At 49.8% G+C, this 12,201-nt stretch carries 10 protein-coding genes and 1 tRNA gene; 3 read left to right on the forward strand and 8 right to left on the reverse strand.

Annotated features, from left to right (window positions below; translation table 11 throughout):
- Positions 1-231 precede the first annotated feature (231 nt).
- The gene (locus RN22_RS20325; protein WP_046307205.1) at positions 232-525 is read right to left on the reverse strand and encodes a SemiSWEET transporter; all 294 of its coding nucleotides are present in this window, start codon (positions 523-525) and stop codon (positions 232-234) included.
- Positions 526-619: 94 nt separating this feature from the next.
- Positions 620-1,504 carry an HTH-type transcriptional activator IlvY gene (gene ilvY, locus RN22_RS20330; RefSeq protein WP_046307208.1) on the reverse strand — a complete coding sequence of 295 codons (885 nt, stop codon included), beginning with the start codon at positions 1,502-1,504 and terminating at the stop codon, positions 620-622.
- Between the two features lie 154 nt (positions 1,505-1,658).
- Here ilvY and ilvC point away from each other — a divergent pair, with 154 nt between their 5' ends.
- The gene (gene ilvC / locus RN22_RS20335) at positions 1,659-3,143 is read left to right on the forward strand and encodes a ketol-acid reductoisomerase (RefSeq protein WP_002535503.1); all 1,485 of its coding nucleotides are present in this window, start codon (positions 1,659-1,661) and stop codon (positions 3,141-3,143) included.
- A 67-nt stretch (positions 3,144-3,210) separates the two neighbouring features.
- Here ilvC and RN22_RS20340 read toward each other — a convergent pair whose 3' ends face one another.
- From RN22_RS20340 to RN22_RS20355, 4 genes are all read right to left on the reverse strand, one after another.
- Positions 3,211-3,471 carry an accessory factor UbiK family protein gene (locus tag RN22_RS20340; RefSeq protein WP_002535501.1) on the reverse strand — a complete coding sequence of 87 codons (261 nt, stop codon included), beginning with the start codon at positions 3,469-3,471 and terminating at the stop codon, positions 3,211-3,213.
- A 142-nt stretch (positions 3,472-3,613) separates the two neighbouring features.
- On the reverse strand, positions 3,614-6,700 hold the full coding sequence (locus RN22_RS20345; RefSeq protein ID WP_046307210.1) for a multidrug efflux RND transporter permease subunit: 3,087 nt from the start codon (positions 6,698-6,700) through the stop codon (positions 3,614-3,616).
- A 9-nt stretch (positions 6,701-6,709) separates the two neighbouring features.
- Positions 6,710-7,816 (reverse strand): efflux RND transporter periplasmic adaptor subunit, encoded by a 1,107-nt coding sequence (locus tag RN22_RS20350; RefSeq protein ID WP_046307212.1) that lies wholly within the window; start codon positions 7,814-7,816, stop codon positions 6,710-6,712.
- Between the two features lie 14 nt (positions 7,817-7,830).
- The gene (locus tag RN22_RS20355; RefSeq protein WP_046307219.1) at positions 7,831-8,400 is read right to left on the reverse strand and encodes a TetR/AcrR family transcriptional regulator; all 570 of its coding nucleotides are present in this window, start codon (positions 8,398-8,400) and stop codon (positions 7,831-7,833) included.
- A 153-nt stretch (positions 8,401-8,553) separates the two neighbouring features.
- On the opposite strand from RN22_RS20355, the gene rep reads away from it, so the two are divergent.
- Entirely contained in the window at positions 8,554-10,572 is a 2,019-nt protein-coding gene (gene rep, locus RN22_RS20360; RefSeq protein ID WP_046307215.1) for a DNA helicase Rep, read from the forward strand.
- Positions 10,573-10,601: 29 nt separating this feature from the next.
- On the opposite strand, the gene RN22_RS20365 is transcribed toward rep, so the two are convergent.
- Positions 10,602-11,180, reverse strand: a complete 579-nt coding sequence (locus tag RN22_RS20365; RefSeq protein WP_046307217.1) for a sugar O-acetyltransferase — start codon at positions 11,178-11,180, stop codon at positions 10,602-10,604.
- Positions 11,181-11,318: 138 nt separating this feature from the next.
- Entirely contained in the window at positions 11,319-11,738 is a 420-nt protein-coding gene (locus tag RN22_RS20370) for a cytochrome c5 family protein (RefSeq protein WP_002535491.1), read from the reverse strand.
- A gap of 340 nt (positions 11,739-12,078) precedes the next feature.
- On the opposite strand from RN22_RS20370, the gene RN22_RS20375 reads away from it, so the two are divergent.
- Positions 12,079-12,155 (forward strand) — tRNA-Arg (locus RN22_RS20375).
- The last annotated feature ends 46 nt before the right edge of the window (positions 12,156-12,201 follow it).

Genomic DNA, 12,201 nt, shown 5'->3' on the forward strand with positions numbered 1-12,201 from the left:
GCTATGTGCGACCCGGAAAATTGCTTCGCACTTGAGGTCAGGTCCGGGAGACCAGCCCCACTTGCCGCAAGCAACTAGGGGTGCCCCTCATTGAGCCCTATCCGTTCTGCTACTTATTAATAAGCTTCAATCTGTGCAACTGTGCGTACCGGTTAAATAACAGAGGTTTTTGCTATCGAGGCTATACGGGCACAACAATTCCTAATAAGCATCTGTATTAAAGGCTTCTGGTTAGAAGGTGATGCCTACCCGTGCAATAATTCCTGCGACCATAGCGAGATACATCAGAAACCCTAAGCCGTTACCCACCCATATTGTTGGGTTTTTATGGTAAAGACCATAAATGGTCCAAAGCATGGCGATAAAAGAATAGAGCACCCAGGTTGTCAGAGATAACCCTGCGGCGTGCTCACTGTGTGAGAAGTAGAGCTTATAGATTTGAGGTAACGTTGCCAGAGGACTGACTAAGCCCATTACAAGCATCAAAGGTTCCAGCGCTTTCCCTATCTTTTCAATCACGCTCATTGCTCACCTCACTTGAGTTAATTCCTAGTGAGGATAGTCAGGAGATATGGCTGTTGCTGCTCTTCGCGATACCGATGCTGAGACAGTATCGCAACTAGATCGTTTTCCCTTCCGCTACGTCCCACAGTGCTTTAATAAGCGGGTTATCTCTCTGTGAGCGAAGACAGCAGACGCCCAACTCAAATGGCTTAATGGGGGCTAGCTTAAGCTTTTCGATTTTATCCCTGACAGGACTGTTATTGATCACCACATCTGGCGCGATGCCCACACCACACCCGAGCGCCACCATACTGACAATGGCTTCATGGCCGGAAACCTGCGCGTAGATGTTGGGTTTGATCTTCATCTTCTTAAACCAGGTGTTTGCACGCTCCCTGGCGGTTCCTGCTTCTGGCACGATAAAGGGAATGGAAGACCAATCAGGATCTTCACTTTGCAGGGTATCAGGGAAACTGCTGACACCAGCAGGTGCGATAATAGATAGCGGGATATCGCTGATAGGTTCGAATGAAACCTTTGAAGGAAGCTGTTCAGGCAAAGCGGATATTGCAATGTCTGCTTCATCAGAGAGCACTTTGTCTATGGCCTGTGCCGGGTCCCCTGTAGACACTTTAAGCTCAATAAGTGGGTGTCTTAAGCGAAACTCTGATAGCAGTTCAGGTAAATGGCTATAACTTGCGGTGACCGAACAGAACAGCCTTATCTCGCCGACTAGCTCATTCCCTGAGGCATTAAACTGACTCTGGTATTGCTGCCATTCAGACAGAATTCTCATCGCGACAGGTAATAGCTTTTTCCCCGCTAGTGTCAGCTCTACGCTTCGGTTATCCCTCAGAAAAAGCTGCTGTTCAGCTTCTTGCTCAAGCTTCTGTATTTGGCGGCTCAGCGCTGATGGGCTGATGTGCATTGCAGCTGCTGTTTTGGAGAAACTTTTACTGTCACATAGGTGTATGAACAGTTGAAGATGTTTGATGTTCATCGTTTAACTTCCATGTTGCAAAAAATGCAATTACATGTTGTGAATATATCACTTTAAGCAACTAATTACCTGATCTATGATGGGGGCAATTCGATGCAACAGATTGTCATGTTCGCATCGCCAAAGGACAAAATTTCTTCACGGAGCATTCGATATGTCTAACTATTTCAATACCTTGAACTTGCGTGAGCAATTAGCTCAGCTGGGTGTTTGCCGTTTTATGGATAAAGCGGAATTCGCAAATGAAGCGGATTACCTGAAAGGCAAGAAGGTTGTTATCGTGGGTTGTGGTGCACAGGGCCTGAACCAGGGTCTTAACATGCGCGACTCGGGTCTGGACGTGTCTTACGCTCTGCGTCAGGCAGCGATTGACGAGCAACGCCAATCTTACAAAAACGCGAAAGAGAACGGCTTCAACGTAGATAACTACGAAAACCTGATCCCTCAGGCTGATCTGGTAGTTAACCTGACTCCAGACAAACAACACACTGCAGTTGTTAACGCTGTGATGCCTCTGATGAAAGAAGGTGCTGCGCTGGGCTACTCACACGGTTTCAACATCGTTGAAGAAGGTATGCAGGTTCGTAGTGACCTGACTGTTGTGATGGTTGCTCCTAAGTGCCCAGGTACTGAAGTACGTGAAGAGTACAAGCGTGGCTTCGGTGTTCCAACACTGATGGCAGTTCACCCAGAGAACGATCCAAAAGGCGAAGGTCACGAAATCGCAAAAGCATGGGCAGCTGCAACTGGTGGTCACCGCGCAGGCGTTCTGGAGTCTTCTTTCGTTGCGGAAGTAAAATCTGATCTTATGGGTGAGCAAACTATCCTGTGTGGCATGCTGCAGGCAGGCTCTATCGTTTGTTACGAGAAGATGATTGCTGACGGTATCGATGCGGGTTACGCGGGTAAACTGCTGCAGTTTGGTTGGGAAACCATCACTGAAGCACTGAAATTTGGCGGCATCACTCACATGATGGATCGCCTGTCTAACCCAGCAAAAGTAAAAGCATTCGAACTGTCTGAAGATCTGAAAGACCTGATGCGCCCACTGTACAACAAGCACATGGACGACATCATCTCTGGTCACTTCTCATCAACCATGATGGCTGACTGGGCGAACGATGACGTGAACCTGCTGGGCTGGCGTGCAGAAACTGCTGAAACGGCATTTGAAAACTACCCAGAAACTGACGTGAAGATTTCTGAGCAAGAGTACTTCGACAACGGCATCCTGATGGTTGCTATGGTTCGCGCGGGTGTTGAACTGGCGTTTGAAGCAATGACTGCATCTGGCATCATCGAAGAGTCTGCATACTACGAGTCACTGCACGAGCTGCCTCTGATCGCAAACACCATCGCACGTAAGCGTCTGTACGAAATGAACGTGGTTATCTCTGATACAGCAGAGTACGGTAACTACCTGTTCGCTAACGTTGCAACGCCACTGCTGCGTGAGAAATTCATGCCGTTGGTTGGTACTGACGTGATTGGTAAAGGCCTGGGTGAAACTGGCAACCATGTTGATAACCAAACGCTGATCGACGTGAACGAAGCTCTGCGTAACCACCCAGTAGAGTGGATTGGTCAGGAGCTGCGTGGCTACATGACTGACATGAAGCGCATTGCAGTGGGTGACTAATCACCGCAATAGATAAATACGAAAAACCCGGCAATAGCCGGGTTTTTTTATGTCTTTCGTTTTGCGCTTAAGCGTCAGACTTCTCGTTAAGCTTCTGCTCAAACTCAGCCAGCTTCTGTTCCATTTCAGTCAGCTTTTGACGGGTACGAAGCAAAACCTGCGTCTGAACATCAAACTCTTCGCGACTGACAACATCCAGTTTAGCCAGCTGTGATTGGATCACCTCACGAACCTTCTGCTCAACATCATTACCCAGATCTTTTACCGGCTTCGGCATAGATTCATGGATTTGCTTGGCAATTTGCTCCAACTTTTTTGGGTCGAACATGCGTTACTCCTTATTTTGATGCCGTTATTCTAAGCAACACCTGACCTTTTGTCGAAAGTGTCGTATCGCAAAAGGCTACTACTCATTACGCTGAAAAAAGAAAAGGGTCTCAATTGAGACCCTTTGTCATATTGGGAGAATATCAGTGCGCGGGTTTTTCCTGCGCTGATACATCCAAATCTTCTTCAAACTCTGGCAGTGGTTCGTGCTTGCTTGCCAGATAGGTGTAGATCACCGGCAGTACAAACAGGGTGAACAGAGTACCAATTGCCAGACCGGCAACGATAACGATACCGATACTGAAACGTTGCGCGGCACCTGCACCAGTTGCGTACATCAGCGGGATAAGACCTGCGATCATCGCTGCAGTGGTCATCAGGATTGGACGCAGACGCACTTTCGCGGCCTCCATCACCGCTTCCATCTTGTTCATGCCACGATGAAGCTGCTCTTCTTTTGCTACCTCACAGATAAGGATACCGTGCTTAGTGATAAGGCCGATCAGCGTGATGAGACCTACCTGAGAGTAGATGTTCATTGATGCTGCGCCCCAAGCGAGAGCAATCAGCGCGCCACAGATAGCCAGTGGTACAGAGACCAGAATCACCAGTGGATCACGCAGCGATTCGAACTGAATCGCCAGAACCAGGAATATCACCGCCAGAGCTAGCATAAAGGTGCCTACCAGTGCGCTACCTTCCGTCACGAACTGGCGGGCTTCGCCGAGGTAATCGTGCTGATAACCGCGAGGAAGTTTCTCAGCTGCGATATTCTCAAACCAGTTGATGGCATCGCCCATCGCAACGCCAGGTGCAGCAACCGCACCTATGGTTGCAGAGTTCAGCTGGTTGAAGTGAGGCAGGGCGCGAGGTTCGGCTACCACATCAATGGTGATCAGTGAGCCCAATGGCACAGCCTCACCGTTCGCAGAGCGTACGTAGTAACCTTTGATGGACTCTGGGTTCAGGCGGTACTTACGCTCGACCTGTGGGATAACCTCATAGGAACGGCCATCCAGATCGATACGGTTCACGTAGCCATCGGCCATCATTGTACCTAAGGTAATACCGATATCCTGCATGGTCACGCCGTATGCGCCAGCTTTGTCTTTGTCGATGTTGATTTTCATCGTCGCCGAATCGAAGTTCAAATCCATGTCTGAGTAGACAAACATAGAGTTGCTCTTCACTTCAGACAGTACGTCTGACGCTACCTGGAACAGGCTCTCGAAGTTGCTAGGTGTGGTGATCACGAACTGGATAGGCAGACCGGAAGACGCACCTGGAAGTTCTGGCATCTGGAAGGCAGTCACCGCCATACCCGGGATGTCTTTCACTTCCTCAGTCATACGCTTCACGATGTCAGCCTGACTGGCTTCACGCTCACTCCAAGGTACCAAAGAGGCGATACCAAATGCCTGATTGGATTTAGGCACACCAGAGAATACCTGCGAGAAGGCCACTTCTGGCTGGTCAGCCAGTTTCTGGTTTACTTCTGCCATGGTGTTCTGGATGTAATCTAAGTTTGCCGTTGATGGCGCTGTACCCATCATCACCAGCACGCCTTTATCTTCCGCGGGTGCAAGTTCACTAGGAATGAACTTGAACAGCAGTGGCAAGCTGACAAACACGATCACGGCGAAGGTGATGATGACAGGACGTACCTTCATCACGCCGCCCAGCATGCGGGTATAGCTCTCGGTCATGCGATCAAGGAAGTGGTGTACTTTTGCTTCGAATTTGCTTGGCTGCGCATTGGCTTTCAGCATCTTCGAACACATCATCGGCGACAGGGTCAGCGCGATAATACCGGAGACAAATACCGCACCAGCCAGCGTCAGGGCGAACTCTTTAAACAGCGAGCCTGTGATACCCCCCATTAGTGCGATAGGTGCGTACACTGCTGCCAGCGTCAGTGTCATCGAAATCACCGGCACGGCAATTTCGCGGGTACCGATGATGGCGGCGCGGAATGGGGACTCCCCGAGCTTGATGTGTCTATCGACGTTCTCCAGAACAACGATGGCGTCATCCACCACCAGACCGATAGCGAGTACCATCGCGAGCAGCGTCATCAGGTTCAGTGAGAAACCGAACAGCTCCATCATCATGGCCACACCGATAAGCGATAGCGGGATGGTGATGATCGGGATGAGTACTGCGCGGAATGAGCCCAGGAACAGGGTGATCACCACCAGTACGATAAGTGCTGCTTCGATGATAGTTTTCACTACCTCGTGAATCGATTCGTTGATGGCAACGGTCGAGTCATAAAGCACGTTCATCTTGATGGTGCTTGGCATGTTACGCTCAAGCTCTGGGAGCTTCTCAAGCACATCTGTCGCGATGTTAATCGGGTTGGCGGTTGGTGCGGCGTTAATGGCTGCAACCACAGCTTCTGAACCGTTTGCTGTCGCACGGTAAACGTCATGGCTCTTCTCAAGCGATACCTTTGCGATGTCACCAAGACGAATGACCTGACCTTTCTGGGTGGCAACAACCAGGCGTTTCAGCTCTTCGGTGTCAGAAACCTGAGTGTTTGCTGAACCGTTGTATACCATGTAGGTACCGATGGACTGACCGGTCGCAGACTGGAAGTTGTTGGCGTTCAGCACGCCCATCACGTCAGTCGCTGTCAGGTTAAACGCAGCCATTTTCGCCGGATCCAGCCATACACGCAGCGCGTACTTGAGGCCACCATAGAGGTCGATACTTGCTACACCGTTTACGGTAAACAGCTGAGGCTTGGTCACACGTTCCAGATAGTCAGTGATCTGGCTGGAATCCAGCTCTTCTGACGTAAAGCCGATGTACATTACCGCTGTGGTAGAACCGGTTGACATCGACACCGACGGGTCTTCTGACTCGCCTGGCAACTGTGCACGTACCGAGTTCACCTTTGCCAGAATGTCAGCAAGCGCAGCATTTGGATCGGTATTGAGCTTCATGTATGCCGTGATGGTTGAGCTACCCAGCACTGACTCCGAGGTCATGAAATCAATGTTGTCCGCCTGTGCGACGGCCTGCTCAAGTGGCGTAGTAATAAAGCCCTGAATAAGGTCAGCACTCGCACCATAGTAACTGGTGGAGATAGTGACCACAGTATTGGTCATGTCCGGGTATTCCCGCACCTGCATCTTGAACATCGACTGCAGGCCAAGCAGTGCGATCAGAAAACTGATCGACACCGCCAGTACCGGACGCTTGATGAAAATATCAGTGAATTTCATAGCGGCCTCTTACAGTTGTGGCAGCTCTGCCGGTGGGTTGAGAGCATCACTTTCCACAACACGTACCTTCGCACCGTTGCTCAGACGCACCTGACCGGAAGTCACGACTTTGTCACCTGGCTCCAGACCTTCCAGCACGTGTGCGATGTGATCTTTACGCTCACCGACTTTCACAACCTGCTGATAGGCTCGGGTTGCGCCGTCTTCCTCACGCAGTACATACACGTTTTCACCGTAGAGGGTGAAGTTTATGGCGGTCTGATCGACAACGATTTGTTCTTCAAACGTCGGCAGAATGATGTTCGCACGGGCAAACATGCCTGAACGCAGTTGACCGTGGTTATTTGGAATATCTGCTTGTACCTGGATCAAACCGCTCTGGAAGTTAACTGCAGGCTCGATTGCGCTGATCTTGCCGGTAAATGGTGTGTCTGGGTAGGCATCTACCGAGATATCAATTTGTTGACCCAGCTTGATTTTCGCAATGTCGGTCTGTGGAACCGTGAAGCGAAGACGCATGATTGACGTGTCTTCCAGACGCACGATTTCTGTGCCTGGTTGTAAGTATTCACCCAAAAAGACGTTACGCAGACCGACGATGCCATCAAATGGTGCATCAATGGTACGACGCTCAATCGACGCATTTAGACTTTCAACATCAGCTTGCAGTGAACGGAAATTCGCTTCGGCTTCATCCAGGGCTTCTTTAGAAATTGAGCCTTTACGGAACAGACCTTGGTAGCGCTTGAACTTCGCTTCAGCAGCAGGCAAGCGAGCTTGGGTACTCTTGAGGTTCGCGACTTCTACTTTTGAGTCTAATGCCAGCAAGAGATCACCTTGTTTGACGGCCTGACCGGATTCAAAGTTGATGTTTTCAATGACGCCGCTGACTTCTGTGGTCAGGGTAACGCCCTGGTTCGGTTCGATAAAACCAATAGCCTCAATGGTAGGGATCCAATCGACTGAAACCATTTCTACCGCTGTGACCGGGAATTCCGGCTCAGGCATGTTTGCCATGTATTCGGCAATTTTCTGTTGCTTGAACATGTTAAAGCCAATCACGGTGCCGAATAGCAAAACCGCCACGACTAACATGACTACAAACCATTTCTTCATTTAGATTGCTCCGATTATCTATGAAGGCAGATAGCATCCCAGCAAGCGTTGATCGTATCCTCGATTGCTGATTCATCTAGTTCTATGACCCCTTGTACCTGTTTGCGTGCAAGGCAAACAGCTGGCTCGATACCAATGCCGGAAAGCACTGAAGTGGAGAGGGGTTTAAACGTTGCGTCTGCAATTCCTGATTCGAAAAACTGGTGGATGGGACTAAAAGCTTTTAAATCCATCAGGCGTTGCTCACCGTTTCTCTGATAGGGCAGACTGTCAAATTGTTCCCGATTGATTGCGTTATCGTCTCGGCGAATGGTTAAGTGCCATGCATTTAGCCACAGCGTGACGAATTGTTGCTTTAACGGCTTATCTGCGTCATGGCCTTCCAACATCTTGGTGGCACACTGCTGAACCACATGATTTCGAAGTTGACTCAGTAAGTCGTTTTTATCTGAAAAGTAACGGTAAATGGTGCCTGCTGCGACCCCGGCTTCCTTTGCTACCATCTGCATCGAGAGGCGATCAAAGCCATGCTGGGCCAACAAGCGTTCCGTTGCTTCCAAGATCTGTGTTTTCTTGTCAGACATAACACAGCGCTCCAATGAATGAACGTTCATTCATTGTATGGATTTTGTTACAGACTGCCAACTCTTTCCTTTAAATAGACGAAAGATGAAGTGCGCCGTTATTCCTTCTACAATGCACCTGCTAAATATCGCGTGATTGAACAGAGGAACCACATGAAACTTAATCCAGCTCAGAATGACGCTGTTCACCATGTCTCCGGGCCCTGCCTGGTGTTAGCTGGTGCGGGTTCCGGTAAAACACGTGTGATCACCAATAAAATTGCTTATCTGGTCCAACAGTGTGGCTACAAGGCTCGTCACATTGCGGCGGTAACTTTTACCAATAAAGCGGCGCGGGAAATGAAAGAGCGCGTCGGCCAGACGCTGAACCGCCAGGAAGCGCGGGGGCTGATGGTCTCTACCTTCCACACTCTCGGCCTGAATATCATCCGTCGCGAGTATAAAAGTTTGGGGTTGAAAGCGGGCTTCTCGCTGTTTGATGATCAGGACCAGATGGCGCTTTTAAAAGAGCTGACTGAAGATGAACTCGACGGCGACAAGGATTTGCTCAACCAATTGCTGCATACCATCTCGAACTGGAAGAATGACATGCTGACGCCTCAGCAGGCGGAATCTGCGGCGATGGGCGAACGCGACCAGTTATTTGCCCATTGCTATGCCATGTACCAAAAGCAGATGAAGGCTTACAACGCGCTGGATTTTGATGATTTGATCCTGATGCCAGTGATTCTGCTGAAAACCAATCAGGAAGTGCGGGAACGTTGGCAAAGTAAAATCCGTTACCTGCTGGTGGATGAATATCAGGACACCAATACCAGCCAATATCAGCTGGTGAAACTGCTGGTGGGTGAACGAGCCCGTTTCACTGTGGTGGGTGATGATGACCAGTCTATTTACAGCTGGCGTGGTGCGCAGCCAAAAAACCTTTTGATGCTGAATCAGGACTTTCCAAGTCTCAAAGTCATCAAGCTGGAGCAAAACTACCGCTCTACCAGTCGCATCCTGCGTGCGGCGAATATCCTCATTGCCAACAACCCGCATGTGTTTGAGAAAACCCTGTTCTCTGCGTTGCCAGACGGTGAAATGCTCAAAGTGCTGAAAGCCAATAACGAAGAGCATGAAGCAGAGCGCGTGGTCGGTGAGATCATTGCGCACAAATTTATGAACCGCACAGACTACAAAGATTACGCGATTTTGTACCGCGGTAATCACCAGTCACGCTTATTCGAAAAAGCGCTGATGCAGAACCGTATTCCTTACAAGATCTCGGGCGGCACCTCATTCTTCGCACGCGCAGAAATTAAAGACATCATGGCGTATCTTCGTTTGCTGACCAATCAGGATGACGACAATGCATTTTTGCGCATCGTGAATACACCGCGTCGCGAAATTGGCCCAGTGACACTCGAAAAGCTGGGAACGTACGCCAACATGCGAGGAAAGAGCTTGTTTGCGGCGAGTTTTGAATTAGGACTTCAGGAGCACCTAAACGGTCGTGGTCTGGAATCCCTGCAACGTTTTACCCGCTGGATTGTCGAGCTTTCCGATCAGTTTGAGCGCGGCGATGCGGTTGATGCAGTGCGCTCGTTGGTGCGTGACTCGCACTACGAAGATTGGCTCTACGAAACCTCAGCCAGCCCTAAGGCAGCAGAGATGCGGATGAAGAACGTCTCCGACCTCTACAGCTGGATTGTGGCGGACTTGGAAGGTGATAACTACGACAACGAAGTGAAGACGCTTCGTGAAGTGGTTCAGCGACTGACACTGCGTGACATGATGGAGCGTGGTGAGGACGATGATGACGCTGATCAGGTGCAGTTGATGACGCTGCATGCCTCTAAAGGGCTAGAGTTTCCGTATGTGTATCTGGTAGGAATGGAAGAAGGTTTTCTGCCGCATCAGTCGAGCATTGATGAAGACAATGTGGAGGAAGAGCGCCGTCTTGCCTACGTGGGGATCACCCGCGCGCAACGTGAGATGACTTTCACGCTTTGTAAGGAGCGCCGTCAGTATGGCGAGTTGATAAAGCCTCTGCCGAGCCGTTTCCTTGAAGAGCTGCCATACGACGATGTGGAATGGGAAGAGAAGAAAAAGCCCCAGACGCAGGAAGAAAGGATGGCAAAAGGGCAGGCAGCAATCGCCAATCTCAGAGCAATGCTTAAAAAAGACTAAAGAAAAGCCGGATAACTCCGGCTTTTCTTTTATGCATCGAGAGCTTCTTCAGCCGATTCGTTCTCGTGCAGCTTACGGATCACTTTGGCTGGTGTGCCACCAATCAGACAATCTTCCGGCATGTCTTTGGTGACTACTGAATTGGCTGCGATCACTGAGCGAGCACCAATGGTCACGCCCTGGCAAATCACTGTATTGCCGCCCAACCAGACATCATCACCCACCACGATCGGGTTGCAGAAGGTTTCCCATTTGCGTCGGCTGCGGTAATCCATAGAGTGGCCGGCTGTGTAAAACTGGCAGTTAGGGCCAATGAGCACGTTGCTGCCAATGGTAATTGGTGCACCATCCAACATCATCGCCCCCATATTGATAAAGGTACTGGGACCGATATTGATGGTTTTACCAAACTCACAATGAAAAGGCGGCATTACCATTGAGTCATCCCCAATGCTGCCAAACAGCTCTGATGCAATATCAATGGATTGGTCAACTGGTAGAGTGTTGTAGCGTTGAAGGAGTTGGAAGGCTTTCGAGCGAATGGAATCAATCGTTTCATCGCACCCATTAAAGGCGAGGCCTTGGGTCATTTTTTCAAATTCGGTCATCTTAGGAACAGGAAAGAAGAAAACACGCGCGAATGATGGGCAATATAGCGGAGGAATTCAGTGTCCTTGCTTCCAGACTGATAAACAGGCATCAAAAAAGCGGCTTGAAAGCCGCTTTTTCACACAATATTGGATGCCTTACAGAGACAACATGTGGTCGATAGCAGCCACGATCTCGTCATCAGAACAATCCATACAGGTTCCGCGTGCTGGCATGCCGTTGAAGCCCTCGATGGCGTGCTTGTTCAGCGTGTCACGACCTTGTGCAAGACGTGGTTCCCAAGCAGCAGGGTCGCTAACTTTTGGTGCGCCCGCAGCACCTGTCGCGTGACATGCCATACAGTAGGTGTTGTAAACGGAATCGCCGGTACGTGGGCCTGATGGTGCAGCCGCAGTCTCAACAGGTGCTTCGCCGTCCAAGTAAACGGAACCGACTGGTGCGATGCGTTCTGCAATGGCTTCTTCTGACATGTCAGCAGCGTGCGCTGTACCCATCAGAAACAAAGCGGTGACAGCAGATACTGCTAAACGACGTAAAAAAATTCCCTTTGCGCTCACTGTTTCACTCCCAATATCTTTTTGGTTCCGAATTATCGGACGTTTTTTATGCGGTTAGATATTTTTATCACAATTGTAGAGGTGGATCGGCTAACTGGGTCGACCTTTCAGCAATTGTGACGATCTTAATTACGAAGTATGGACGAAATAAGGTTAACTCCGTGTAAAGATTAAGTGATTATAGCGCTTTAGATTGTTGCGTGAAACCGTTATGATATCGCCTGCCTGCACTGTTTTTAGCCCGATCGGATAAAAATAAACCGTTCGAAAAAAAAATTAAAAAAAGTGCTAGACGGCAGGAGGCGATATCCGTAATATGCGACTCCGCCGACAGGGGCAAGCGCCCGTAGCTCAGCTGGATAGAGCGTTGGCCTCCGGAGCCAAAGGTCGCAGGTTCGAATCCTGTCGGGTGCGCCAGTCCGGAAAAGAAAATTTGGCGAAATAAAACAGTGGTGGCTGTAGC

Origin of the sequence: Grimontia sp. AD028 (assembly GCF_000973155.1) — a bacterium.
Taxonomy (GTDB): domain Bacteria; phylum Pseudomonadota; class Gammaproteobacteria; order Enterobacterales; family Vibrionaceae; genus Enterovibrio; species Enterovibrio indicus.

Excerpts from the sequence above, each read along its gene's own strand:
- RN22_RS20325 (WP_046307205.1), bottom strand. The coding sequence starts at position 525 with ATGAGCGTGATTGAAAAGATAGGGAAAGCGCTGGAACCTTTGATGCTT.
- ilvY (WP_046307208.1), bottom strand. The coding sequence starts at position 1,504 with ATGAACATCAAACATCTTCAACTGTTCATACACCTATGTGACAGTAAA.
- ilvC (WP_002535503.1), top strand. The coding sequence starts at position 1,659 with ATGTCTAACTATTTCAATACCTTGAACTTGCGTGAGCAATTAGCTCAG.
- RN22_RS20340 (WP_002535501.1), bottom strand. The coding sequence starts at position 3,471 with ATGTTCGACCCAAAAAAGTTGGAGCAAATTGCCAAGCAAATCCATGAA.
- RN22_RS20345 (WP_046307210.1), bottom strand. The coding sequence starts at position 6,700 with ATGAAATTCACTGATATTTTCATCAAGCGTCCGGTACTGGCGGTGTCG.
- RN22_RS20350 (WP_046307212.1), bottom strand. The coding sequence starts at position 7,816 with ATGAAGAAATGGTTTGTAGTCATGTTAGTCGTGGCGGTTTTGCTATTC.
- RN22_RS20355 (WP_046307219.1), bottom strand. The coding sequence starts at position 8,400 with ATGTCTGACAAGAAAACACAGATCTTGGAAGCAACGGAACGCTTGTTG.
- rep (WP_046307215.1), top strand. The coding sequence starts at position 8,554 with ATGAAACTTAATCCAGCTCAGAATGACGCTGTTCACCATGTCTCCGGG.
- RN22_RS20365 (WP_046307217.1), bottom strand. The coding sequence starts at position 11,180 with ATGACCGAATTTGAAAAAATGACCCAAGGCCTCGCCTTTAATGGGTGC.